Below are 26,890 nucleotides of genomic sequence, written 5' to 3' on the forward strand. Positions count from 1 at the left end.
ATCGGCAACTCTTTAGTCGAGCATCATATTGATGTTCAGGTTGTACATAATCCACAGCGAGCCGATGACCACGATACCAATAATTAGCATCGTGAACAGGAAGGCGACTAAATTCCAGCGCTCATCTGATGATGTATTCATATGTAAGAAACAAACCAAATGAACTAGAATTTGCACAACGGCCATGCCCACTACAACCCAAAGGATTGCTGAGGTTGACGCCGTACCTTCCATCACCATCCAGAAAGGGATCACTGTCAGGATAACTGATAGAATAAAGCCAATCAGGTATGTTTTTACGCTACCGTGGCTTGCTCCAGTGTGAGCATCTTTTGCATGACTCATTTAAATAGCCCCCAGAAGATAAACAACGGTAAATACACAAATCCACACAACGTCTAAGAAGTGCCAGAACAGGCTTAGGCAGTTTAAACGTGTTTTGTTGACATCAGTTAGACCACGGCGAGTAACTTGGATCATCATGATAATAATCCAGATCAGGCCCGCAGTTACGTGTAGACCGTGAGTCGCAACGAGTGCGAAGAAACCAGATAAGAAACCGCTACGGTCAGGACCAAAGCCTTCTGCAATCAATTCATGGAACTCATAGATTTCCATGATGACGAAGCCTAGACCTAACAGAAACGTTGCGAACAGCCATAAGTTAACAGCAGCTATCTTACCTTTATGCATCGCTATCATTGCGAAGCCATAAGTAATACTACTTACTAACAGTAAGAAGGTTTCGCCTAATACGAACTTCAGACTGAAGATATCTTTACCAGCAGGTCCGCCAGCAGTTCCATCGGCCAAAACAACATAGGTGGCGAACAAACAAGCAAACAGAATCAAGTCGCTCATGATGTAGAGCCAGAAACCGAATACTTTTGTTCCACCTGCATCGTGGTGCCCATGCTCAGCATGGGCGATATTTTGGTTAGTCATTGTATTAGTTGACATCGTTCACACCTGCCTTACGCAATTCTTCAAAGTGCTTATTCTCGATTTCTTCGATTTCAGCCACAGGTACGTAGTAATCAACATCTTCGTCGAAGCTTTTTGCAATCCAAGTTACGATCATTCCACCGAAACCAATGATTGCGAGCCACCAGATGTGCCAGATCATTGCGAAACCTAAAACCAAGCTAAATGCAGCGATAATAACGCCTGCGCCTGTGTTTTTCGGCATATGAATTTCTTCATATGAAGTTGGTTTCTTATGAGCAAGGCCTTTCTCTTTCAGATCCCACCATGCATCGCGGGTTTGAACGTGTGGTTCAATCGCAAAGTTATAGAAAGGTGGTGGAGAAGATGTTGCCCACTCAAGTGTACGTCCACCCCATGGGTCACCGGTTAAATCACGGTTTTCATGACGGTCGCGGATACTCACAATGATTTGGATAACTTGGCATGCAATACCGATGGCGATTAACGCAGCACCGCCTGCAGCAACCACTAACATTGTGTGGTAAGTCGGGTCAATATTCTGACTTAAACGACGGGTCATACCCATAAAGCCAAGAATATACAGTGGCATAAAGGCTAAGAAGAAACCGATGATCCAGAACCAGAAGGCACGAACACCCCATTTCTCATTTAGTGTGAAGCCATATGCTTTCGGGAACCAGTAAGTCATACCCGCGAAGCACCCGAATACAACACCACCAATGATAACGTTATGGAAGTGAGCAATCAGGAATAGACTGTTATGCAGAACGAAGTTTGCACCTGGAACAGCAAGTAGAACACCAGTCATACCACCAACAGAGAAGGTGATGATGAAACCGATAGTCCACAGCATAGGTGATTTAAACTCGATACGGCCTTGGTACATGGTAAACAACCAGTTGAAGATCTTAACCCCTGTAGGGATTGCGATAATCATTGTGGCGATACCAAAGAAGGCGTTAACGTTCGCGCCTGAACCCATCGTAAAGAAGTGGTGCAACCAAACGATGAACGACATAACGGTAATAACGATTGTAGCCCAAACTAATGAGGTATAACCGAATAAACGTTTTTTCGAGAAGGTCGCTGCAACTTCAGAGAATACACCGAATACTGGGAGAACAAGGATATACACCTCAGGGTGACCCCAAGCCCAAATCAGGTTGATGTACATCATCATGTTGCCGCCCATATCATTAGTAAAGAAATGGGTGCCTAAATAACGGTCTAACGTCAGAAGCGTTAATGTGACGGTTAAGATAGGGAAAGCAGCAACAATCAATACGTTAGTACATAACGCAGCCCAGCTGAATACAGGCATTTTCATCATCGACATTCCCGGTGTACGCATACGGATAATAGTCGCGATGAAGTTAACCCCTGTTAATAGTGTACCAATACCGGATATCTGGAGACTCCAAAGCCAGTAATCGACCCCGACCCCAGGGTTGTACTCCAAGCCGGATAATGGCGGATAAGCCAACCAACCAGTCTGTGCGAATTCACCAACCCCTAGGGAGATGTTGATTAACACAACACCCACAACAAAGAACCAGAAACTCAATGAGTTCAGGAATGGGAACGCAACATCACGTGCACCAATTTGCAGAGGCACAACTAAGTTCATCAGACCAACAACGAATGGGGTTGCCATGAAGAAAATCATGATAACGCCGTGCGCAGTAAAGATTTGGTCATAGTGATGAGGATTTAAGAAGCCCTCTTGGCCAGCAGATGCAAGAACTTGCTGCCCACGCATCATGATAGCATCAGCGAAGCCACGGAATAACATGACCATCGCTACAATGATGTACATGACACCAATTTTCTTATGGTCAACAGAGGTTAACCATTCTTTCCACAACCACTTCCATTTACCAAAGTAAGAAATCACACCAACTAGGCCAAGCCCACCAAGGACAATAGCAATCAATGTGACAACGATAATCGGCTCATGGAGCGGAATTGCATCTAGTGTTAATTTTCCGAACATGCCCTTATTCCTCAGCGCCAGCTGCATGAGCGCTATGGCTCATTTGCATTGAATTACCTGTAGCATTGTTATGGTCAGTCATTGAATGACTTTGATTTTCTACAGGAGCGTGACCTTTATGGTGCTCATGACCAAACTTCAGAACGATATCTTCATAAAGTTTAGGCTTCACGCTAGAGAAGTAGGTAACAGGAACGTTCATGCTTGGCTTAGCGACTTCGTCAAATGCCTGCATGGTGTCCATTGTTTTAGGAGAAGCTTTCACCTTTTGTACCCACTCATCAAAACCTTGACGGTCAGGAGTTGCAATTGCATTGAACTTCATATCAGAGAAGCCGTGGCCACTATAGCTTGCAGAGAAGCCTTTATAAGTGCCTGGTTCGTTAGCGATTAAGTGAAGTTTTGTTTGCATACCCGCCATCGCGTAGATTTGCCCACCTAAAGATGGAATGAAGAATGAATTCATCACCGAATCTGACGTGATTTTGAAGTTAACTGGCACACCGGTAGGGAATGCGATTTCATTAACTGTTGCAATGCCTTGCTCTGGATAAATAAATATCCATTTCCAGTCAGCAGAAATAACTTCAATCGTGACGGGTTCCTGATCACTTACTAATGGCTGATACGGGTCCAGCTCATGTGTCGTTTTCCAAGTAATAGTACCTAGAATAATGATAATGATGATAGGAACAGTCCAGCAGACTAACTCAATTTTATTTGAGTGAGCCCAATTAGGACGGTAGGTTGCTGACGTGTTGGATTCACGGTATTTTCTTGCGAAGATAATCGTCATGAAAATAACAGGAATAACAACAAGTAGCATTAAGCCAATTGCAATAAGAATTAGCTCTTTTTGTTTAACGCCAACGGCGCCTTTTGGATCCATCAACACCATATCGCAACCACCTAATAGTAAGGTAGCTACAACAAGTGAGATTGCTCCGATGCTTTTTTTGTAGTTCATAAGTCTCATCCACGACCCCAAATGACAAAGATTCTAATTGTCGTTTCATCAGTGCGGGCATTTTACGGTAAGGTTATGCGAGTGTAAATGATTGTAAGGCAAAGAAACTGAATTGTTAGCTCTTTATGTTAATATGATCACATGTAATGAACTTATAAACAAAAAGTTAAAATTGATACGAATTATAAGTATGTGTTGATAAAACTCTATTAATACTAAATTATCTTGGTAATTTTTCAAAGAAAAATATATACAAAAGAAATAAAAAAAGAGGGAAACTGATATAAATGATTAGCAATATGCTAAGGGAAATTACAGTTTTTAGTGCCGATAAAGCTATTTTAGTTGCTTTATCGGCCAAATGATAAAAAAAAATTTTATTTTACTGATAGAAAAAAGAAATTTGTTAAATTTTGATCCAGTTTTCTATATCGAATTAAAATGTGTACTTTAATGTATAAATGATTGCATCCTGATAGAAGGTATCCCCTAATTTATTATCTGCATAGCGGTATTGTACCCCTGCAGAAACATGATTTGTGGCATTCCACCAAAAAGCAAGAGCGCCATTTATGCCATTACTCTTACCGCCGTTATAGCGTTTGTTCCTAGCAAACTCCATTTCATGCCAGTTTGTTATCATGAAATTTTCTTCGAATGCGCTGAAATTATAACCGGCTACCCAACCTGCGACATATCCATTATTACCAGAATAGAATGTCTGATCGGTGTAATTAAGAGCAATAAAAGGCTTAAACCATAAGTCACCGAATGCAGTGTTATAACCAATACCATATAAGGTGTTCACATCATGGAAATTACCACCATACTTGGCTCCCGGTAATGACCAAGTACCATAAACGTGTCCATATAAGTTAAAACCAGTGTCACCTAAGTAAAAGCGGCCTGTTGTTTTAATTGTATAACGTTTATTCCGCCCCGAATCGGTATGTTGGCTGTGGAATGGATTTTCGAGATCAAAAAAACCATATAACTCACCCCAATTAAAATTGGCCCCACCTTCAAGTTCAATATAGGCAAAATCTTTTTTACGTGTCGTTTTTTCTGTTTTGGTTTCAGTGCGATGTGACCAATCTAAATAGTTTATATTGACATCAGCAAAGCCATTTTTATAGCCAATAATATCGTCAGAGTATGCTGTACCTGCTAGAGAGATTAAGGCGGTAATGTAAATGATTTTTTTCATAGATAGATTATCTTCGCTTAATAATTAATGAGGTTTAGCAGTTTGCTAGTTGTTAACACTTTAATTAACCTATTTGTAACTTGTGATATATTAGGCTTGAAAATTGCAATTAAGAAATATTTTACACGAACAAAGTGATCTTAATCACGATTTTTTGATGATTTTAGTTTGTTTTGTTATTTGGAACTGATTTGTAGTAAAGATCAAATTCCCTAAATAAATAAACTTTACTTAGGGAATTTCGAGGTGAATAAGTTAATGTGTTAATGTATAGAAAGGGTTATTGTTGTACTGTTTTACGGACGGCGAGGAAATCCAAACTACCACCAATAACTAAACTGATAGCACCAATGCTAATACCTGTATTAAAGATGAGGTTTTGGTAATGAGGCAAGCTCAGCCAAAATTCAATTTGTGTCGTAAATAAATAAATTCTCATATCACTAAATGAAAATACAAGTAATGAGAGTAGCCAAATAGCAAGGCAGCTTACGGCAGTAATAAGTGCATATACGGCAATACGATAGCCTCTAGTGTACAATTGACGTCGTTGAAATAGCCCTGTTGTTTGTGTGTAAATTAAGGATGTTCGGCAAGCTAATAAAAGCAAAACGCCAGGAACAGCAACCGCGATCGAAATAAGGTAGAAAAGTGGCCAGCCATAGTTACTGACAAAAATACTCGCGACTGGGCCAATGTAAACACGGCCAACAGCAGAAAGAGCTGAAAGAAGTGCAAACTGTGTTGCAGATAACGACTTGTTACATAATGTCATTAAGAGGGCGACAAACGCAGCAGTTCCCATTCCAGAGAAGATATTTTCTAGAAATATAATCGACCCCATGGTTAAGATATTAGGTGGGGTTATCGCTAAGAACCAATATCCGATATTAGAGCCGCCTTGTAGAAGCCCAAAAATAAATAGAGCTTTAAATAAGCTCATATTTTTCATTAGGTAACCACCAAGTAATGCCCCAACTATAGTTGCTGCCATACCCACAGTTTTATTGACGGTGCCTACTTCACTTAAACTAAAGCCAAGCGCATTTAATAGAAAGTTGGTGTTGAGCGCCATGACAAAGGCGTCACCGAGTTTGTAAAAAACTAATAGAAGTAAGATTAGCCATGCATTGTTCCGGCTAAAAAATTCAGCAAGTGGCTCGTAAATCGCTTTTTTTAGCGAGGTTGGCGCAGCACCGCTCTCTTCAGGTTCTTTTGCGAGCAATGTTGCGATAACACCGATAATCATCAACCCTGCCATAACTAAATAAAGTTGTTTCCACGTTAAAAACTTATCCGCTAGCCAAAGTGCAAGCCCACCAGAAACGAGCATGCTGATCCGGTACCCCATAACGGAGGTTGCCGCACCAATTCCGCGTTCTTCAGCACTGAGTAAATCAGTTTTATAAGCATCAAAAACAATATCTTGTGAGGCTGAACAAAATGCAACAGTAACGGCTAGCGCAGCCAGATACCACAAATGTTCTGAGGGGTTCATAAAGCCCATCGCGGCAATACTGATAATCAATAGAATTTGTGTAGTTAATAGCCATCCTCTTCGGCGGCCAAGAAAGGGTGGGGTGTAGCGATCCATCATTGGGGACCAAAGAAATTTCAATACATAAGCCTGCCCAACCAATGAAAAGAAACCAATGGTTTTAATATCGACATTTTCAACGGTTAGCCAAGCTTGTAATGTACCTGCAGTTAAAGCTAAAGGTAGACCGGAAACAAAGCCTAAAAGGATTAAAGTGATGTTATTTGGTAGAGTAAAACGAGGCATTATTCCCTCTAAGCCAGTGTTATATTGCGCAATACATTGCGCTGCAGAAGTATTAGCTGCGCTATGCTACCCAAGCCCTCTTAATGAGAGCTTAAGTAGCTTAATACTTAATGATAATGATTGCTCAGTTAATAGCGTGAATTTTGTCTGATAAAATCGGTGATTTCTTGGTCTGCTGCCATATCTGCAATTAAATCAGTTAATGCGCTGTTGATCGCTGTTTCTATCTTGGCATTATTAGCAGCCAATAATTCTTGTGTATTGAAATTACGGGTAAATGAACGTGTTTTTGTCGAACCATTTGGCGCCGTTGCAATAATACTCACACTGGAGTTTACAGTGATATTATGGCGTAGGCTGCCTTCATTTACTTTGGTATCGAGTTTATTCAATTGAACGACGAGATTTACATTTGCCGGTGATGTCACCATAAACCCACGAGCCGCCATTTGTTTTTCGACAGCTTCTTGCATGAGATAGCGAGGATCACGAGAAGGATTTAGTACCACTAAACTACCATTACGATTGACCTCTGCTAAGGATTTATTTGTACGATTATCTACACTGCTCACACTAATTGATGTCGCATTCAACGTCGGGTTTTTTGCCGGTAAAGTTATCTTAGGCTCTAGTGATAATGTATTGCTGCTGGTTGCACAACCAGCAAGAAGAAATAACCCTAAAAGTGGAAAACACAGTTTTCTTAACATAATTTTTTCCAGTTCATCTTTCCTAATTGAAAATGTTTCGTTATGGTGCGGGTAGCCGTCGTTCAATATAAAGCTTAGCGGCTTATTTATCCTAAACTGTTAGACAACAATTTTTGAAAAAATTCGCATCAACGTGCCGCTATCATAACATTGGCAAGTTATTATCGGATATAGAAGATAGCAATAATCAATGCGTACAATATTGCCTCTGAGCATAATTTTTAATTAAGGAGCATTTTATGGGCGCTAATGCAGCTCAAAGTATGCAATCTCTTGTGATTCAAAAATTACAAGCTGCTTTTGAACCGACACATTTGGAGGTGATTAATGAAAGTCATCAACATAATGTGTTACCCGGGTCTGAAAGCCATTTCAAAGTTATTTTAGTGAGTGATAAATTTGAAAATAAACGAATGCTTGCCCGTCATCGTGAAATTTATGCTATTTTAGCGGACGAATTATCAGGGGGGATCCATGCCCTTGCTTTGCATACATATACACAACAAGAATGGAATGAGCTTGCTGATACAGCATTAAAATCGCCGGCTTGTCGTGGTGTAGGTGGTATTAATCGATAATTCGTTGTTTCAGGTAATGCACTGAGACGATTCTTTACATAATCAGCCATGCTTAATAATGGGTTTGGTGAATGTTTTTTCTTCAATTTAGGCGAAAAAACAAAAAATTTAGTCAGAAAAGTCACAAATAAAGAGGAAAAAACGCTTCTTTTCTCAGCTTTTCTCGACTCAGGGCGCATGCATCGGTATAATGCTGCGTCTAATTTTCAGTAAGGTTTCGGGACGCTTCTGATATCAGGGATTGACCGTTACGAAAGTAACGCCCCCGGTTCTGGAAGGGAGACAGCCGTTATGATTTAATGGCATAACTCTGGAGTAGACCGATCACTAAGATTTATTTTGAGGTAAGAAGATGCAAGTTTCTGTTGAAACGACTCAAGGCCTTGGGCGTCGTGTAACAATCACCGTTCCTGCCACTGATATTGAAAAAGCAGTTAATAGCGAATTAGTTAGTGTTGCTAAAAAAGTACGTGTTGATGGTTTCCGTAAAGGAAAAGTACCAATGAACATCGTTAAACAGCGTTACGGTGCGTCTGTTATGCAAGACGTTCTGGGCGATGTAATGCAACGTAACTTCATCAACGCAATTATTGAGCAAAAAATCAATCCAGCGGGTGCACCTAGCTACAAGCCAGAGCAACTCGAAGATGGTAAAGATTTTGTTTATTCAGTTGAATTCGAAGTTTACCCAGAAATCGAATTAGCAGGTTTAGAAACTATCGAAGTTGAAAAACCAGCCGTTTCTGTAAAAGACGAAGATCTGGAAAACATGTTAGAAACTCTGCGTAAGCAACAAGCGCAGTGGAAAGAAGTTGAAGCGCCAGCAGAGTCTGACTCTCGCATCACTATCAACTTTACCGGTTCTATCGATGGTGAAGAATTCGAAGGCGGCAAAGCAGAAGATTTCGCACTCGTTATGGGCGAAGGTCGTATGATCCCAGGTTTCGAAGAAGGTGTTGTGGGTCATAAAGCGGGTGAAGAATTCGATATCGAAGTTAACTTCCCAGAAGACTACCATGCTGAAAACCTGAAAGGTAAAGCGGCGAAATTTGCTATCGTTCTGAAGAAAGTAGAACAGCGTGAACTGCCTGAGTTCACTGAAGAATTCATCAAGCGTTTTGGTATCGCTGATGGTTCTTTAGATGGCCTGCGTGCTGAAGTACGTAAAAACATGGAGCGTGAGCTGAAAAATGCAGTGCGTAACCGTGTTAAAGCCCAAGTTCTGGATGGCTTAATCAAAGCTAACGACATCGAAGTACCAGCAGCAGTTGTTGATGGCGAAATTGATGTTCTGCGTCGTCAAGCGGCACAACGCTTTGGCGGTGACGAAAAACAAGCGATGGAATTACCTCGTGAACTGTTTGAAGAACAAGCAAAACGTCGCGTAGTGATCGGTCTACTGTTAGGTGAAGTGATCAACAAAAACGAACTGAAAGCTGACGAAGATCGTGTTAAAGCGCTGATCGAAGAAATGGCTTCTGCGTATGAAGATCCATCTGAAGTTATCGAATACTACAGCAAAAACGAAGAGCTGATGAACAGTGTTCGTAACTTAGCTTTAGAAGAACAAGCGGTTGAAACAGTATTAGCTGTTGCTAAAGTGACAGAAAAAGAAACTAACTTCACTGAACTGATGAACCAAGTTCAAGCAGGTTAATTTTTTCTTGCTGTGCAAAATAATAAAACCCGTGGTGTGCTACTACGGGTTTTTTGTCAATTAAAGCCTTTAAATTATCATTTTAGCGAATTTAATTCGGGTACCCTTGAAAAGCACATTTAAACCCTAATTATATTATCTATACTTCGAGTAGTCTAAGTGGGGCTTTAATAGCGATTTAAACTATTTTGCATAGCTTAATATTGTCGAAAACGATGATATTGAGCAATTGAGTTATTTCATCATCTTTGAAAATCAAGTATGGTTTTCTAATGGTATAATTCCGTGTAACCCAATAGACTTGTGTTAAACTCTTTTAAAGAGCGTCTTGTTTACTGCAGCATACATAGCTGCATTTTCTTCTTATTTCGTCAGTAATTTGGTTAAATATTAGCTAAACTAGAAGAGTAAGAGGGTTGAAAGAGCCTGCAGACATAGGAATTTTTTAAAACCGTTGTTTGTGGCATGATCTCTGCTGAAAATAGCAGGTAGACAGCAAATTAGGCGCAAGCACCAGAACGTTTTTAATAGGAGATTTCGATGTCACATTTTGGCAGTCAGGAACAATTAGCATCTCAAATGGCCCTTGTGCCTATGGTCATAGAGCAGACTTCTCGTGGTGAGCGCTCGTATGATATTTACTCACGTCTATTAAAAGAACGTATTATCTTCCTGACAGGTCAAGTGGAAGACCATATGGCGAATTTAATCGTCGCTCAGATGCTATTTCTTGAAGCAGAAAACCCTGAAAAAGATATTCATTTGTATATTAATTCACCGGGTGGTGTAATTACCGCAGGTATGTCAATTTACGATACGATGCAGTTTATCAAGCCTGATGTAAGTACTATTTGTATGGGGCAAGCTTGTTCCATGGGGGCTTTTTTATTGACGGCGGGTACCAAAGGTAAACGTTTCTGCTTACCAAATTCACGCGTGATGATCCACCAACCGTTAGGGGGTTATCAAGGCCAAGCGTCAGATATCGAAATCCACGCCCAAGAAATTCTTAAAGTGAAATCTCGAATGAACGAGTTAATGGCTCTGCATACAGGTAAATCCATTGAAGAAATTACTCGAGACACAGAGCGTGACCGTTTCTTATCTGCAAATGAAGCAAAAGAATATGGTTTAGTCGACCAAATTTATAGTAGCCGTTAATGGGTTAACTTTTGGTATAATTAGTTCATACCATAAACTATTTTAAAGAAAATCGTTGTTTTGTTTTTAAATTAACGAAAACAAAACAATATGGATAAAAGTGAGGTCAACTGATGACAGATAAACGCAAAGAGGGGACAGGAAAACTGCTTTACTGCTCTTTCTGCGGAAAAAGTCAGCATGAAGTGCGCAAGCTGATTGCCGGTCCGTCAGTCTATATTTGTGATGAATGTGTAGATTTATGTCTCGATATCATCCGTGAAGAAATAAAAGAACTTACGCCGCATCGTGAGCGTAGTGAACTACCGACACCACATGAAATTCGACAGCATCTTGACGACTATGTTATCGGTCAGGAAAAAGCGAAGAAAGTTTTAGCTGTTGCGGTATATAACCACTATAAACGCTTACGTAATGGTGATAAAACCAGTGATGGCGTTGAATTAGGTAAAAGTAATATTTTGCTCATTGGCCCAACAGGTAGTGGTAAAACGCTTTTAGCTGAAACGTTAGCGCGTTATTTGGATGTGCCATTTACAATGGCTGATGCAACGACATTAACTGAAGCAGGTTATGTCGGTGAAGACGTTGAAAATATCATTCAAAAATTACTACAAAAATGCGATTACGATGTTGAAAAAGCTCAACGTGGTATCGTGTACATCGATGAAATTGATAAAATTTCACGTAAATCAGATAACCCATCAATTACCCGTGACGTTTCTGGGGAAGGTGTGCAACAAGCACTTCTGAAACTAATCGAGGGAACGGTTGCAGCAGTGCCGCCACAAGGGGGACGTAAACACCCTCAGCAAGAGTTCTTGCAGGTTGATACCTCAAAGATCCTCTTTATCTGTGGTGGGGCATTTGCAGGGCTCGACAAAGTGATCGGCCAGCGTTTAAATACTCGCTCGGGTATTGGTTTTGCTGCAGAAGTGAAAGGTGAGTCAGATAAAGCAACAGAAGGCGAATTGTTAACTCAGGCCGAGCCAGAAGATTTAATTAAGTTCGGTTTGATTCCTGAATTTATTGGTCGTTTACCTGTTGTAGCTACATTAACTGAATTAAGTGAAGAAGCTCTGATTCAGATTCTGCAAGAACCTAAAAATGCATTAACGAAACAATATCAAGCCTTATTTAGTCTTGAAAACACTGAGCTTGAATTCCGTGAGGAAGCGTTAAAAGCCATCGCGAAGAAAGCAATGGCACGTAAAACTGGAGCTCGTGGTTTACGTTCTATCGTTGAAGCTGCATTGTTGAATACGATGTATGATCTTCCTTCAATGAGTGATGTTGAAAAAGTCGTCGTTGATGAAAACGTCATTAATGAACAATCAGAGCCGCTTTTGATCTATAGCAAACCTGATGCTCAAGCTTCTGGCGATAACTAATCCCATATAAAACGTTCAATAGTTAATCAAACGAAATGAGGGGTTTCCCTCATTTTGTTTTTTATGTTCAACTAACCATTGAATGCTAAAATCTTGTCCCCATATAGTTTATATTCTGAGGTGTGGTTTCCTTGTTTTAGACAGCAATTTTAGAACAAGAGAGAGAAACCCTTAAACTAGCGTGAGCTAAACGAAGAGAGAGCTTTATGAATCCTGAGCGTTCCGAACGCATTGAAATACCAGTATTGCCTCTGCGTGATGTAGTGGTATACCCACATATGGTGATCCCACTGTTTGTTGGACGTGAAAAATCCATTCACAGTCTGGAAGCAGCGATGGATCATGACAAGCAGGTAATGCTGGTTGCGCAAAAAGAAGCCTCGACTGATGAGCCGGGGGTGAATGATTTATTTGCTGTCGGTACAGTCGCATCTGTTATTCAGATGTTAAAACTGCCTGATGGCACCGTTAAAGTCCTTGTTGAAGGTCTACGACGCGCACGTATTACAAGTTTGACTGATAATGGCGAATATTTTTTAGCGCAAGCGGAATATTTGGCAACAGAACAAAATAATGAGTCTGAACACGCTGCGTATGATGAAACGACAGCGGGTTCTCAATCATCAGACGCACTTGATGAAAAAGAAAACGAAGTATTGTATCGCACTATTGTTAGCCAGTTTGAAAGCTATATAAAACTGAATAAAAAGATCCCACCTGAAGTATTAACCGCATTACATGCAATAGAGCAAGATCAGCTAGATAAACTGGCGGATACCATTGCTTCTCATATGCCACTAAAATTAGCGGATAAACAACGTGTTTTAGAAATGGCGAATATCGCTGAGCGTGTTGAGTTTTTGATGGCCATGATGGAGTCAGAAACTGAGTTGCTGCAAGTCGAAAAACGCATCCGTAATCGTGTCAAAAAACAGATGGAAAAAAGCCAGCGCGAGTATTATCTGAATGAGCAAATGAAAGCCATTCAGAAAGAGCTAGGCGAAATGGATGATGCACCAGATGAATATGAATCGCTAAAACGTAAAATCGAAGAAGCGAAAATGCCAAAAGAGGCACAAGAAAAAGCAGAAGCAGAATTGCAGAAGCTGAAAATGATGTCTCCAATGTCAGCGGAAGCTACCGTAGTCCGTAGTTATATCGATTGGATGGTGCAGGTTCCATGGCATAAGCGTAGCAAAGTCAAAAAAGACTTAGTGAAAGCCCAAGAAGTGTTAGATACCGATCACTACGGTTTAGAGCGTGTGAAAGACCGTATTTTAGAGTATCTGGCAGTGCAAAGCCGTGTCAGTAAAATTAAAGGGCCAATTCTTTGTTTAGTTGGGCCTCCAGGTGTGGGAAAAACCTCTTTAGGGCAATCTATTGCTAAGGCTACGGGTCGACAATATACCCGTATGGCATTAGGTGGGGTGCGTGATGAAGCTGAAATTCGCGGTCACCGTCGTACCTATATCGGTTCAATGCCAGGTAAGCTGATTCAAAAGATGGCAAAAGTCGGGGTTAAAAACCCACTATTTTTATTGGATGAAATTGACAAAATGTCATCTGATATGCGTGGTGATCCTGCCTCTGCGCTGTTGGAAGTACTTGATCCAGAACAAAATATTGCATTTAACGATCACTACTTGGAAGTGGATTACGATTTGTCTGATGTGATGTTTGTTGCAACATCCAACTCGATGAATATTCCTGCGCCATTGTTAGATCGTATGGAAGTGATCCGTCTTTCTGGTTATACAGAAGATGAAAAACTGAATATTGCGAAAAAACATTTACTGTCTAAGCAAATTGAACGCAATGCCTTGAAAAAGAATGAGTTAACTATCGATGATAGTGCTCTGATGAGCATCATTCGTTATTACACTCGCGAGGCTGGCGTCCGTGGTTTAGAGCGTGAAATCTCTAAATTGTGCCGTAAAGCAGTTAAAGCGCTATTGATGGACAAAAAGCTTAAGCACATTGAAATCAACGCAGATAACCTGAAAGATTATCTGGGTGTTCGCCGTTTTGATTATGGTCAAGCAGACACAGAAAGCCGTGTTGGACAAGTTACAGGCCTTGCTTGGACTGAAGTTGGTGGTGACTTACTTACTATCGAAACTGCATGTGTGCCTGGTAAAGGTAAGCTGACTTATACCGGTTCTTTAGGTGAAGTCATGCAGGAGTCTATCCAAACGGCATTAACGGTTGTTAGAGCTCGAGCGGAAAAACTGGGTATCAATAGCGATTTCTATGAAAAGCGTGATATTCACGTTCACGTACCGGAAGGGGCGACGCCAAAAGATGGCCCAAGTGCGGGTATTGCGATGTCAACGGCTTTAGTTTCTTGCTTAACAGGTAACCCAGTTAGAGCTGACGTAGCAATGACAGGTGAAATTACGTTAAGAGGATTAGTTTTCCCGATAGGCGGTCTGAAAGAGAAATTATTAGCTGCACATCGTGGTGGGATTAAAACAGTATTAATTCCTAAAGAAAACGAACGTGATTTAGAAGAAATTCCTCAAAATGTGATCGCGGATCTTGAAATTCACCCTGTGAAAACGATTGAAGAAGTTCTTTCGTTGGCTTTAGTTAACCCGCCTTTTGGCGCTGAAGTAGTTAAAAAGAAAGCTAAAAGAGTGAGCTGAATCAAGAAGTTTGTATAAAATTAAGGCTGACAGCTAATTTAGAGCTTGTCAGTCTTTTTTTTCATCGCTAATTTAACGATGATTCTGATAATTGTTTGTATGCAATCTGTTCTCTTGCCATTGGTAATCAGGATTGATATAACGGCTGCATATTAATTAACTATACTAATTACTGCTATAGTTAATTAAGAGATTTATAGTCCAACTAATATGGGGATGATAAGAGTGAATAAAGCTCAACTGATTGATCAAATCGCTTCTGATGCGAATATTTCTAAAGCTGCAGCAGGTCGTGTTGTTGACGCGTTCGTTGCTACTGTAACGGGTTCTTTGAGTAAAGGGGACGATGTTGCTCTAGTTGGCTTTGGGACTTTCTCTGTTCGTGAGCGTGCAGCACGTACAGGCCGTAACCCTCAAACGGGTAAAGAAATTAAAATCGCTGCGGCGAAAGTTCCTGCTTTCCGTCCAGGCAAGGGTCTTAAAGACGCTGTAAATAGCTAATTAGGTATTTAAGTTTGTCTTTCTCGTATTTTTGCGAAAACTCAAACTGACGGAATGTCTTTAATCAGCTAATATATAAGCGCACCATTGAAATGGTGCGCTTTTTTTTCTTTCTGAGTTAAGATTAGCGTATTATCAGGAAATTGAATTCAACAAAGCGGAGTTAAGCCTTTTTATGATGGAAAATTTACGCACAAAGGCGAATAGTCCTTTGCTCAAAATAATACTGGCGCTGATTATCCTTTCATTCGTGTTGGGTGGCGTTATGATGGGTGGTCTCGGTGGTAATAGTGCAAATAATGCCGCTGAAGTTAACGGGCAATCAATAAGCCGAGAGCAGCTACAGCAGGCTTTTCAACAAGAGCGCCAATCATTACAAGAGTATCTGGGAGATAAATTTTCAGAAGTCGCTAGTAATGAAGAAAGTATGAATTTGCTGCGCCGCCAAGCTCTCGATAACTTGATTAACAATGAACTGATTAATCAGTATGCTAATGAACTACAACTTTCAGCAAGCGATCAGCAAATTGAGCAATATATTTTCTCAATGCCTGTTTTCCAAACAGATGGTCGGTTTGATAGCGAAAAATATCGAGAGATCTTAAGCCGCAACAACATTAACGCGGATAGCCTCGCAGCTCAAATTCGCCAAGACCTTACACGAGCTCAGCTAGGAAAAACCTTTACTGGAACGGATTTCGCTTTACCATCAGAAGTTAAAGCATATGCTGAGTTATTTATGCAAGAACGTGAAATTCGTACTGCAATTTTAGATTTAGCAGAGGTTCAAGCAAAACAAACAGCCTCTGAAGAAGAGTTAAAGGCGTATTATGATGCTAATCAAAATAGCTTTATCTCACCTGAGAAAGTACGAGTAAGCTATGTTGAGATGGATGCCGCATCGATGCCTCCAGCCACAGTGTCTGATGAAGAAGTCAAAGCGTATTATGAGCAAAACCTGAAAAATTATACTCAGGCAGAGCAAAAACAGTACAGTATGATTCAGGCGGATTCTGAAAAAGAAGCGAATGATATCCTGAATGAATTAAAACAAGGCGCGGACTTTGCAACATTAGCAACTGAAAAATCAACGGATAAATTCAGTGCAGCGCAAAAGGGCCTGATTGGTTGGATGGAAGCCGCATCAACGCCAATCGAAATTGTAGATGCAAAATTAACAGAGAAAGGGCAACTTTCTGCGCCTGTTAAATCACAAAATAGCTATGTTATCTTTCGTTTAGATGATATTAAACCGGAATCGATTAAACCGTTTGAGCAAGTTGAAGAAAGTATTAAAACTAGCTTACTTCAAGATAAGAATATTAAACAATTCTATGACTTACAGCAAAAAGTCAGTGAAGCTGCTACGAGTGATATGGAATCATTAGTTTCAGTTGAATCTGTATCTGGTTTGAAAGCGGTGACGACGGATTGGTTTGATAGAACAAATCCACCTGCTGCGCTTAATTTCCCTAAAGTGGTGAGTGAAGTATTTAGCGACCGTTTAGTGGATAAAAATGGCTCTAAAGGGATCAACTCTGACGTGATTAATGTGGAAGGTGACCGTGCATTTATTGTGCGCGTAACAGAGTACAAACCAGAAAACGTTGAACCTTTTGAACAGGTTAAGTCAGAAATTGAAACACTGGTTAAACGTCAAAAAGCCGATGCAGAACTGAAAGCGACGGGCGATAAGCTACTCGCAGAGTTAAAAGCAGGTAAAGGCACTGAAGCGCTAAATGCTGCTGGTGTTAAATTTTCTGATGTTCAGACCGTTTCTCGTTTAATGCCACAAACAGCGGTCATCAATGCGACGATGGAGATGCCACAACCTGTAGATGGTAAACCAAGTTATGCACTTGCGCGTGATGAGTCCGATAACTATGTGCTTATTCAACTAGATAAAGTTACGCTAGGCCAACCGACGGATGATGAGTTAAAGCAATTAACGCGTGAATACCAAGGTGCTATGAGCTCTGCGGTTAACGAAGCTCTGATGCTTAACTTGCGTGAAAATGCAAAAATTGAAGTGCTGAATATTGAATAATTGCGAGCAGCTTCGCAAGTAAAATTGCAACTTCATAAACAGGAGGCTACCTTTGGGTGGCCTTTTGTATTTTTAATATTATTGAAAAGTGTTCCGTATTTTTCTATGGCATCGTTGCATCTCAATACACACAGGAGAACAAATATGTTATGGAATTCAGTTAATCAATGCAGATTAGGTACTGTTCTGCTCCTTTCTTTATTATGCTCATTCTCTTTTTTTTCTTTGGCTAAGAAAATTGAGCCAGAAAAAGCCACTGCGGCTGTTATTCAAGAAAAACAAGTAAGTAATAACTCACCATCGACGAGCCATGGCCAGTCTGACAAAGTCAATATCAACTTAGCGGGTGAAGACGAACTTGCAGAAAAACTGACTGGTATCGGTAGGCAAAAAGCGAAAGCAATTGTGGAATATAGGCAAAAATATGGTGCTTTTAATTCCATTGAAAACATTTTAGAGGTTCAGGGGATAGGTCCCGCATTTTTAGAAAAGAATAAAGACAAGCTAACTCTATAGCTAAAATCCCCCATACAAAGTATGGGGGAAATATATAGTGTAGAGGAGATATGCAGTATGAGACTAATATATTAACAGGTTAATAATTAAGCATAAAACTAAGCTTTGTGTAAATAATTTGCGAGCTAAGTCTGATTATTGATATTCATTCAGCACATTTTCCGTACATTTGTTATTTTTATGTTATTAAAAAATAAACTGGTCGGAGTAGTTATGGCAACACATATTAAAGTTCATGGTTATCATATAGATGTTTTTCAGCATGTTAATAATGCGCGCTATTTAGAATTCTACGAAGCAGATCGCTGGGAATGGATGAATAAACGTAATTTCATTAGCTGGGCTATAAAGAATAATTTAACAATGGCTGCAGTGAACATTAATGTAAATTACATCCAAGGCGTATTACTTGGTGATGAACTGACGGTTGTGACTCGGATGGATAAAATAGGAAGTAAAAGTGCCGTGTGTTATCAACAAATTATTCGTAATAAAGCAGGTGTTCAAGAGGTTGTTTCAGATGCCTATGTGACATTTGTTTTCATCGATAATATAGAGAATAAAGCGATTGTGATTGATGAACAATTACGTGAGAAACTAGAGTCATTCAAGGTGGGTTCTGAAGATTTCATCTAAAATTAGCCTACCTAGCTTGAATAGTTGTGAATGAGCGAATGGTAGGCTGTGTATTTGATTAACTTATTAGTGCTTTTGTTTTAATGATTGCATAATGGTTTCTTTATCATTTAGATATTCAGCTAAGCCTCTGCTTCTTAAATGGCAGGCTGCGCACTCGCCGCAACCGTCCCCCTGAATACCATTATAACAAGTCAGTGTTTGTTGCCTGATAGTTTCGAGGTGACCATAACTGTCAGCAAGAGCCCATGTTTGGGCTTTATTTAGCCACATTAACGGTGTTTCAAAGCGAATATTTTTGGCAAGGCCGAGGTCTACAGCATGGTTAAGTGCTTTAACAAACTCATCACGGCAATCTGGATAACCTGAAAAATCGGTTTCACATACACCAGTTATTACCGCTTCTGCTTGGACTTGATAGGCGTATATTGCTGCGAGAGTGAGAAATAAAATATTACGCCCAGGTACGAAAGTGCTAGGCAGGCCGCTCGACTCGCTTTCTGTGAAACCAGGAACTGGGATGTTATCTCGAGTTAAGCTGCTAATTGCTAATTCATTGAGTAATGTAACATCTAAGACTTTATGCGCTGTAGCACCTAGAGATACGCTTAACTTTTGTGCGACTTCGATTTCAAAACGGTGGCGCTGGCCATAATCGAAAGTCACACAATGAACTTCATCATAGTTTTGCAAAGCTTGAATAAGACAGGTTGTTGAGTCTTGGCCTCCGCTGAAAACCACAACTGCGCGTTTCATAGGTACTCCTTGGTGATATATCATTTTCAATATGTAATAAGAAGAAAGTGAAACATGTTATCGATACTAAGATGCAATTAATAGTTCTATTTTATCAAGTTAGTTTGATTGAGGTACTATTTATGTGTCTATTTGGTTATTTGTATAAAAATATTCTATAATCTTGGCATTTGGTAACATTTTTATTGTTTTTAAATTATTCGATTTTGCATAATATGCTTATGCGGCTAATAAAATAACGGCAAAAGTATTTGCACCCAAGTCAAGAGAGCAATCATGCTAGATAAAATAGACAAAAAGCTGCTTTGTTTATTGCAAAATGACAGTAGCCTATCCCTAAACACCCTTGCTGAAGCGGTTAATTTAACATCTACGCCGTGCTGGAAAAGATTAAAAAGGCTTGAAGATGAGGGCTATATTCGAGGGCGAGTGACTTTACTCGACGGTGAGAAGCTAGGTTTAGGTTTAACGGTAATTGTGACAATTAAAACACAGCACCATAATAGTGAGTGGTATGAGCAATTTGTTTCTTTTGTCAGTCAACTCCCTGAAGTTCTGATGTTTTATCGTATGGCTGGGGAGTATGATTACCTTATGCAAGTAGAAGTGCATGACATGAAATCATATGACTTATTCTATAAAAAACTCGTCAATGGTGTTCATGGTTTAATTGATGTGACTTCAAGTTTTGCAATGGAAAAAATCAAGTATACGACAGTCTTGCCTATTCCTGATTAACTCCGTAATAACGTAGATGATTACGGCTTCTCATCCTTAGGCATCATTAAATCAATATATTCAAGGCAGTATTACGTGCGATTATTTTCACAACTAGGTTGGTATTTTTTGAGTGAATGGCGGCGCTATCTCGGTGCTGTTTGCTTTCTCATTATCATTGCTATCTTACAATTAGTCCCTCCACGTATCGTTGGTGTGGTTGTTGATGGAATAAGTAAAGGGGCAATGCCAACAACGCAGTTGATTACTTATGTTTCAGTCATGCTGTTGATTGCGCTGGTTGTGTATGGTTTGCGGTATGTTTGGCGTTTATGGTTATTTGGTGCGTCTTATAAGTTAGCCGTGCAGCTACGACAAAAATTTTATCGGCAATTAAGTCTACAAAACCAAGAGTTTTACCTTAAGTACCGAACAGGGGATTTAATTGCACGCACGACGAATGATGTTGACCGAGTTGTATTTGCAGCAGGCGAAGGCGTTTTAACATTGGTTGACTCATTGGTGATGGGGTGTGCGGTACTCATCATGATGAGTGTTGAAATTAGTTGGCAGCTGACTTTACTTGCTCTTATACCAATGCCAATTATGGCACTCGTTATTAAGCGTTATGGGGACCAGCTTCATCAGCGTTTTAAGCACGCTCAAGGAGCATTTTCGTCTTTAAATAATCATGCGCAAGAAAGTTTAACAAGTATCCGTATGATTAAAGCTTTTGGTCTTGAAGACCATCAATCAAATCAATTTGAACAGGTAGCCACTGAGGCTGGGCGTCGCAATATGCATGTTGCTAGAGTTGATGCGCGTTTTGACCCCACCATTTTTATGGCAATTGGTATGGCCAATTTACTCGCTATTGCAGGTGGCAGCTGGATGGTATTAAACGACACATTGACGTTAGGTGAATTAACGAGCTTTGTGATGTATTTAGGGTTAATGATTTGGCCGATGTTAGCGCTAGCATGGATGTTTAATATCGTTGAACGAGGTAGTGCAGCTTATAGTCGTATTTTAAGTTTACTTAATGAGCCATTAGTTATTCAGGATGGTTCGCATTCATTACAGCCTGAAAAGGGAAACTTGAATGTGAATATCATCAGTTTTAGTTATCCAGAAACGACACGAACAGCATTGCATGATATTCGGTTTGACCTAAAACCTGGGCAGTTTTTGGGAATATGTGGGCCAACAGGGGCTGGGAAATCAACATTGTTGACGTTATTGCAACGCCAATTTGATGTTACTGAAGGGGAGATCCTCTATCAAGGCTTACCGCTACCTGAGATTCGTTTAGATGAATGGCGTGGTCGTTTATCTATTGTGAATCAGTCTCCATTTTTATTTTCAGATACAGTTGCAGGCAATATCGCACTTGGGCGACCTAATGCAACTCAGGAGGAAATTGAACAGGCTGCGCACATTGCTTGTGTACATGATGATATCTTACGTTTACCGGAGGGCTATTCTACTCAGGTTGGTGAGCGTGGTGTTATGTTGTCAGGTGGGCAGAAACAACGAATTTCTATTGCAAGGGCTATCTTGCAAAATGCAGAAATTTTGGTGTTAGATGATGCACTTTCTGCCGTTGATGGGCAGACCGAGTTTACAATTTTACAAAATTTAAGTCATTGGCGACAAGGTAGGACTATGATAATTAGCGCTCATCGTCTATCTGCATTGGTTGAAGCAGATAATATTATTGTGCTATCTCAAGGGGCGGTTATTAGCCGAGGTAGACATGAAGCGCTTATTGGACAGTCGGGCTGGTATAAAGATATGTATCAGTACCAACAGATTGAAGCGGCTTTGGATGGTGAGCTATGAGCCAAAAAAAACCGCTATGGCCAGCACTTAAGCGTTTACTTGCTTACGGAAAAGCGTACCGAGGTACTATGGGTATTGCTATTGCAATGCTATGGTTGGCCGCTATTGCAGAGGTCAGTGGGCCTCTGCTAATCAGTTATTTTATTGATAACATGATTGCGAAAAAACAAATCATCATGCCACTGGCTTTATATATGGCCGTTGGTTTTATATTGCTTCAAGTTATTGCTGCATTATTACATTACTATCAAATTATTTTATTTAATAAAGCTTCTGTGGGCGTCGTGCAAACATTACGAACAGATGTGATGAATGCCGCCCTTAGGCAGCCTCTGAGTGCCTTTGATAAACAACCTGTTGGCCAATTGATTTCACGAGTGACAAATGATACTGAAGTGATTAAAGACCTCTTTGTGATGGTTGTGCCGACGGTGTTTCGCAGTTTAGCCCTAATTTGTGCCATGTTAGTTGCTATGTTTTCATTGGAATGGCGTATGGCATCAATTGCAGTGATGATTTTTCCTGCTGTATTTGTTGTGATGCTTATTTATCAGCGCTTAAGCACACCGATTGTACGTCGTGTGAGATCCTATCTTGCGGATATTAACAACGGTTTTAACGAAGTCATTAGTGGAATGACGGTTATTCAGCAATTTGTCCAACAGGCTAGGTTTGGCGAAAAAATGCAAAGTATTAGCCAAGACCATTATTTTGCAAGAATGAAAGCATTAAAACTTGATGGCTTACTATTAAGGCCATTACTAAGTTTACTTTCAGCTTCAGTATTGTGTGGCTTGCTATTGCTATTTGGATTCGAAGGAACGACTACCATTGGTGTTGGTGTCTTATATGCATTTATTAACTATTTAGGTCGCTTGAATGAACCGCTTATCGAATTAACTTCTCAGCAATCGATGCTTCAGCAAGCGGTTGTTTCAGGTGAGCGTGTTTTTGAACTCATGGATAGCCCGCAACAAGGATATGGAGAAAGCAATGAGCCATTACAAGGTGGCTCAATCTCAATTAACCATTTATCTTTCGCTTACCGTGATAACAAAATGGTACTTAAAGATATTAATTTACACGTACCCGATAATAATTTCGTTGCATTGGTTGGCCATACCGGGAGCGGTAAAAGTACCATCGCAAATTTAATCATGGGGTATTACCCGTGGCGGGAAGGGGATATTTTATTAGATGGTCGTAATTTGAGTTCACTATCTCATCAAGTTTTACGTCAGGGTATTGCAATGGTGCAACAAGACCCTGTTGTTCTTGCGGCTTCTTTTTTTGATAACGTCGCACTAGGACGAGAGGTTAGCCAAGATAAAGTTTGGGAAGTTCTTGAAACTGTTCAGCTTGCTGAGTTGGTTCGTGAGTTACCTGATGGGCTCGATACTGTACTAGGTGAACAAGGAAACACTTTGTCTGTTGGACAAAGGCAATTATTAGCGATGGCTCGAGTGCTTGTGGTCACACCGAAAATTTTAATTTTGGATGAAGCGACAGCAAATATTGACTCAGGGACAGAGCAAGCGATACAAAAAGCATTACGAATGATCCGTCAACATACTACGCTAGTCGTGATAGCTCATCGTTTATCAACAATCGTTGATGCTGACCAAGTTGTTGTGTTACATCGTGGTGCAATTGTTGAGCAAGGTAAGCATTTGCAGCTTTTACAGCAAAAAGGACGTTATTATCAAATGTACCAGTTGCAACAAGTTGGGGAATCATTGAATGCCCGTTGTGATGCTGAAATTGAGAGTATAACTAGTTAATTATTCTGCACTCTTATAATGCAAGACCTAAAGCCACTCATTCGAGTGGTTTTTTATTTTGTTATTTCCTATTGAATTATATGGATAAATATATTTTGGCACACGATTTGCTATAACGTCAGTGCTGTTCAAGATATTGAGCGGCTTATTCACCTGACTTATAGGAGTGAGCATGAAATATATCATTGCAATCATTAAGCCATTTAAATTAGATGAAGTCCGAGAAGCACTATCAGATATTGGTGTTCAAGGGCTTACTATTACTGAAGTTCGAGGGTTTGGACGACAGAAAGGACATGCCGAATTATATAGGGGAGCTGAATATACTGTCGATTTTTTACCTAAAGTACGTATGGAAATAGCAGTTTCTGATGAGTTAGTAGACCAGGTAATTGAAACAATCGAAAAAAAAGCTTATACGGGCCAAGTTGGGGATGGAAAAATATTTATTTTGTCATTAGAGCAAGCTGTACGTATTCGTACAGGTGAAAAACAAGACGAAGCACTGTAGGAGAGCAATTATGCGCAAAGGGTTCCAATACTTATGTCTATTGATATCAATGGGGGGTTTTCCAATAACGGTGCTTGCAGCAGAGGAAACCCTAGATAAAGCGGATAACGCATTTATGATGATAGCGACTGCTTTAGTTATTTTCATGATACTTCCAGGTATCGCATTATTCTATGGTGGGCTACTAAGAAGTAAAAATGTTCTTTCTTTAATGGCTCAAACCGCGGTTATTTTTGCTTTAGTGTCTGTTATTTGGATTGTTTATGGGTACAGCTTAGCTTTTAGTGAGGGAAATGATTTTATCGGTGGTTTTAGTCAGATTATGTTAAAAAATATCACTGTTGAAAGCTTATCTGGACCGATCCCCCAATTTATTCACGTTGTTTTTCAGGGGGCATTTGCATGCTTAACGGTTGCATTGGTGGTTGGTGCATTAGGGGAGCGGATTAAATTTTCTGCAATCTTAATTTTTACGGTTATTTGGACGACATTTGCTTATTTACCAATGGCACACATGATATGGGGCGGCGGTATTTTGTCGCAAGATGGCGCACTAGATTTCGCAGGGGGGACGGTTGTTCATATTAATGCGGCTGTTGCTGGTTTAGTTGGTGCTTACTTACTTGGACATCGTACTGGATTAGGAAAAGAGGCTATTAAACCACATAACTTACCTATGGTGTTTATGGGAACCTCCATACTATTCATTGGTTGGTTTGGTTTCAATGCAGGTTCTGCCGGAAGTGCTAATAGTATCGCTGCATTAGCGTTTGTGAACACTATCGCAGCTGCAGCTGGAGCTATTTTATCATGGACTTTAGCTGAGTGGCTTTTCAGGGAAAAACCTTCATTATTAGGTGCTTGCTCTGGTTGTTTAGCTGGGTTAGTTGGGGTTACACCAGCGGCAGGAACGGTTGGGGTCGGTGGGGCATTAATTATAGGGGTATTGTCTGGGGTGGCTGGTTTATGGGGTGTTGTGATTTTAAAGCGTCGATTAAAAGTTGATGATGTTTGCGATGTTTTTGGCGTTCACGGTGTCTGCGGGATTTTAGGTTGTTTACTTACGGGGGTATTTACTTCAACGACATTAGGTGGAAGTGGCTTTGCAGAAGGTATTACGATGATGAAACAAGTCGGAATTCAAGCCGTTAGCATATTAGTTTGTGTTGTTTGGACTGCAATCGTTGCTTATATCGCATTTAAAGTAGCAGCGAAAACGTCAGGTTTACGCATTAATGTTGAAAAAGAAAGGGAAGGTTTAGATATTACTTCTCATGGTGAAAGTGCTTATAATTAATCATTAGCGTAATGATAATGACAGGATAATACTGTGCTTTGTGTAAATTGATAATGGCAGCTTATTGCTGGCTGCCATTACCTTTTAAAACAGATTAATCTACCTTTCTAAGTAAGTAATCACTTACTCGAAACTCTGCTTTATTTAGGGGGTTGCCTATGACGAATTACACCTTCTTGGACTGCGGTTGCAACAAGATCACCTTGTAAATTATAGATTTGTCCTTTAACAAAACCTCTTCCACCAGATGCTGAAGGGCTTTCTACGGCATACAGTAACCAATCATCAATTTTGAATGGGCGATGGAACCACATGGAATGATCAATCGTTGCGACTTGTAGATCTCGTTCCATAAAGCCTCTACCATGCGGTTGCAATGCAGCGGGAAGGAAGTTGTAGTCAGATGCATAACCTAACAAATAGTGATGTAGCGAAGGGAGATCAGGTAGCTGCCCTTTCGCTTTGAACCAAATATAGCGAAACGGTTCTTGAGGTGCGGAATCGAATGGACTGTAAAACTCAACAGGACGAAATTCAAAGGGAGTTGGCCTAAGAGCATATTTTTTAACTGATTCAGGTAATTTATCAGCTAAACTTTGCACAATATCATCTTGAGAAATTAATGTTGTAGGAGGTGGTACATCTGGCATCAAGTTTTGATGATTATAACCTTCTTCTTGGGATTGAAATGATGCGGTCATAAAGAAGATAGGCTTGCCATTTTGAATGGCGCTCACTCGACGTGCGCTAAAACTTCCGCCATCGCGTAAAATCTCAACGTCATAAACAATAGGGCGAGAGCTATCACCTGGACGTAAAAAATAACTATGAAAAGAATTAATCGCTCGCTCTTCAGGTATGGTTTGTTTCGCTGCATACATGGCTTGCCCAACAACTTGTCCGCCAAAAACTTGAGGCAAACCAAGGTCTTCACTTTGTCCTCGAAAAATACCCTCTTCAATTTTTTCGAGTTTGATTAGGCTAATTAGATTCTGTAATTCTGGGCTCATAGTCATCTTAGTTCTGTTATATGTGAATGAGATACTCGCATTTTCCCATTATTTATCCTGAATAGGTAGGTTAATTGTTATCGAATAAATTCAGGTTACGCATTGTTACATTTGGAAATATAAATGTATTATTCTACCAATATTAGTTATACTTTTTGTTACTTAACAATCAGAAAATGATTTGTCTATTCCGATTATTTAAAAATGTTTTAGTAAACATTGTATTATAGGTAATA

The 26,890-nt window shown here is 40.1% G+C and carries 23 protein-coding genes; 14 read left to right on the forward strand and 9 right to left on the reverse strand.

The annotated features are described in order from the left end of the window. Positions 1-12: 12 nt before the first annotated feature. The 7 genes from M1E86_RS03670 to M1E86_RS03700 all read right to left on the reverse strand — a co-directional run bounded on the left by M1E86_RS03670 (position 13) and on the right by M1E86_RS03700 (position 7,608). Positions 13-345, reverse strand: a complete 333-nt coding sequence (locus tag M1E86_RS03670; RefSeq protein WP_125891977.1) for a cytochrome o ubiquinol oxidase subunit IV — start codon at positions 343-345, stop codon at positions 13-15. Further along, positions 346-960, reverse strand: a complete 615-nt coding sequence (locus tag M1E86_RS03675; protein WP_004905456.1) for a cytochrome o ubiquinol oxidase subunit III — start codon at positions 958-960, stop codon at positions 346-348. Then, entirely contained in the window at positions 950-2,941 is a 1,992-nt protein-coding gene (gene cyoB / locus M1E86_RS03680) for a cytochrome o ubiquinol oxidase subunit I (RefSeq protein WP_036958554.1), read from the reverse strand. The genes M1E86_RS03675 and cyoB overlap by 11 nt, the downstream gene beginning before the upstream one ends. Before the next feature lie 4 nt (positions 2,942-2,945). Beyond that, positions 2,946-3,917, reverse strand: a complete 972-nt coding sequence (gene cyoA, locus M1E86_RS03685) for a cytochrome o ubiquinol oxidase subunit II (RefSeq protein ID WP_125891978.1) — start codon at positions 3,915-3,917, stop codon at positions 2,946-2,948. Between the two features lie 427 nt (positions 3,918-4,344). Beyond that, complete coding sequence (locus tag M1E86_RS03690; protein WP_125891979.1) at positions 4,345-5,115, reverse strand: outer membrane protein OmpK; 771 nt, start codon at positions 5,113-5,115, stop codon at positions 4,345-4,347. 280 nt (positions 5,116-5,395) lie between these two features. Continuing rightward, on the reverse strand, positions 5,396-6,898 hold the full coding sequence (gene ampG, locus M1E86_RS03695) for a muropeptide MFS transporter AmpG (RefSeq protein WP_125891980.1): 1,503 nt from the start codon (positions 6,896-6,898) through the stop codon (positions 5,396-5,398). A 128-nt stretch (positions 6,899-7,026) separates the two neighbouring features. Continuing rightward, positions 7,027-7,608, reverse strand: coding sequence for a YajG family lipoprotein (locus M1E86_RS03700; protein WP_125891981.1), 582 nt, complete (start codon positions 7,606-7,608; stop codon positions 7,027-7,029). A gap of 239 nt (positions 7,609-7,847) precedes the next feature. Between M1E86_RS03700 and bolA the strand changes: the two genes are divergently transcribed. The 9 genes from bolA (at position 7,848) to M1E86_RS03745 (ending at position 18,740) form a co-directional block, all read left to right on the forward strand. Then, positions 7,848-8,186, forward strand: coding sequence for a transcriptional regulator BolA (gene bolA / locus M1E86_RS03705; protein ID WP_125891982.1), 339 nt, complete (start codon positions 7,848-7,850; stop codon positions 8,184-8,186). Between the two features lie 352 nt (positions 8,187-8,538). Next, positions 8,539-9,843, forward strand: a complete 1,305-nt coding sequence (tig, locus tag M1E86_RS03710) for a trigger factor (protein WP_213912935.1) — start codon at positions 8,539-8,541, stop codon at positions 9,841-9,843. 540 nt (positions 9,844-10,383) lie between these two features. Then, positions 10,384-11,004: an ATP-dependent Clp endopeptidase proteolytic subunit ClpP gene (clpP, locus tag M1E86_RS03715; RefSeq protein WP_004905443.1), complete on the forward strand. Its 621-nt coding sequence runs from the start codon at positions 10,384-10,386 to the stop codon at positions 11,002-11,004. 113 nt (positions 11,005-11,117) lie between these two features. Further along, on the forward strand, positions 11,118-12,395 hold the full coding sequence (clpX, locus tag M1E86_RS03720; RefSeq protein WP_094962144.1) for an ATP-dependent protease ATP-binding subunit ClpX: 1,278 nt from the start codon (positions 11,118-11,120) through the stop codon (positions 12,393-12,395). Between the two features lie 206 nt (positions 12,396-12,601). Further along, positions 12,602-15,040 carry an endopeptidase La gene (gene lon / locus M1E86_RS03725; RefSeq protein WP_125891984.1) on the forward strand — a complete coding sequence of 813 codons (2,439 nt, stop codon included), beginning with the start codon at positions 12,602-12,604 and terminating at the stop codon, positions 15,038-15,040. A gap of 225 nt (positions 15,041-15,265) precedes the next feature. After that, the gene (gene hupB / locus M1E86_RS03730) at positions 15,266-15,541 is read left to right on the forward strand and encodes a nucleoid-associated protein HU-beta (protein WP_004914513.1); all 276 of its coding nucleotides are present in this window, start codon (positions 15,266-15,268) and stop codon (positions 15,539-15,541) included. 175 nt (positions 15,542-15,716) lie between these two features. Next, complete coding sequence (gene ppiD, locus M1E86_RS03735; protein WP_125891985.1) at positions 15,717-17,588, forward strand: peptidylprolyl isomerase; 1,872 nt, start codon at positions 15,717-15,719, stop codon at positions 17,586-17,588. Between the two features lie 144 nt (positions 17,589-17,732). Beyond that, positions 17,733-18,104: a ComEA family DNA-binding protein gene (locus M1E86_RS03740; RefSeq protein ID WP_125891986.1), complete on the forward strand. Its 372-nt coding sequence runs from the start codon at positions 17,733-17,735 to the stop codon at positions 18,102-18,104. A gap of 213 nt (positions 18,105-18,317) precedes the next feature. Further along, positions 18,318-18,740, forward strand: a complete 423-nt coding sequence (locus M1E86_RS03745) for an acyl-CoA thioesterase (protein ID WP_426099252.1) — start codon at positions 18,318-18,320, stop codon at positions 18,738-18,740. 66 nt (positions 18,741-18,806) lie between these two features. On the opposite strand, the gene queC is transcribed toward M1E86_RS03745, so the two are convergent. Beyond that, positions 18,807-19,496, reverse strand: coding sequence for a 7-cyano-7-deazaguanine synthase QueC (queC, locus tag M1E86_RS03750; RefSeq protein ID WP_125891988.1), 690 nt, complete (start codon positions 19,494-19,496; stop codon positions 18,807-18,809). Positions 19,497-19,772: 276 nt separating this feature from the next. Between queC and M1E86_RS03755 the strand changes: the two genes are divergently transcribed. The 5 genes from M1E86_RS03755 to amtB all read left to right on the forward strand — a co-directional run bounded on the left by M1E86_RS03755 (position 19,773) and on the right by amtB (position 25,644). Continuing rightward, positions 19,773-20,234 carry an Lrp/AsnC family transcriptional regulator gene (locus M1E86_RS03755; protein ID WP_004905429.1) on the forward strand — a complete coding sequence of 154 codons (462 nt, stop codon included), beginning with the start codon at positions 19,773-19,775 and terminating at the stop codon, positions 20,232-20,234. Between the two features lie 75 nt (positions 20,235-20,309). Further along, the gene (locus tag M1E86_RS03760; RefSeq protein WP_213912934.1) at positions 20,310-22,055 is read left to right on the forward strand and encodes a SmdA family multidrug ABC transporter permease/ATP-binding protein; all 1,746 of its coding nucleotides are present in this window, start codon (positions 20,310-20,312) and stop codon (positions 22,053-22,055) included. Beyond that, complete coding sequence (locus M1E86_RS03765) at positions 22,052-23,836, forward strand: SmdB family multidrug efflux ABC transporter permease/ATP-binding protein (RefSeq protein WP_125891990.1); 1,785 nt, start codon at positions 22,052-22,054, stop codon at positions 23,834-23,836. Before M1E86_RS03760 ends, M1E86_RS03765 begins: the two co-directional genes overlap by 4 nt. A 172-nt stretch (positions 23,837-24,008) precedes the next feature. Further along, entirely contained in the window at positions 24,009-24,347 is a 339-nt protein-coding gene (gene glnK / locus M1E86_RS03770; RefSeq protein ID WP_125891991.1) for a P-II family nitrogen regulator, read from the forward strand. Between the two features lie 10 nt (positions 24,348-24,357). Then, positions 24,358-25,644, forward strand: a complete 1,287-nt coding sequence (gene amtB, locus M1E86_RS03775) for an ammonium transporter AmtB (protein ID WP_426099253.1) — start codon at positions 24,358-24,360, stop codon at positions 25,642-25,644. Between the two features lie 140 nt (positions 25,645-25,784). Here the strand turns inward: amtB and tesB are convergent, their stop codons facing one another. Then, a complete protein-coding gene (gene tesB, locus M1E86_RS03780) occupies positions 25,785-26,654 on the reverse strand; it encodes an acyl-CoA thioesterase II (RefSeq protein WP_213912933.1) in 870 nt (289 codons plus the stop codon). Positions 26,655-26,890: the final 236 nt, after the last annotated feature.

The organism is Providencia sp. PROV200 (genome assembly GCF_049901995.1).
Taxonomy (GTDB): Bacteria; Pseudomonadota; Gammaproteobacteria; order Enterobacterales; family Enterobacteriaceae; genus Providencia; species Providencia rettgeri_E.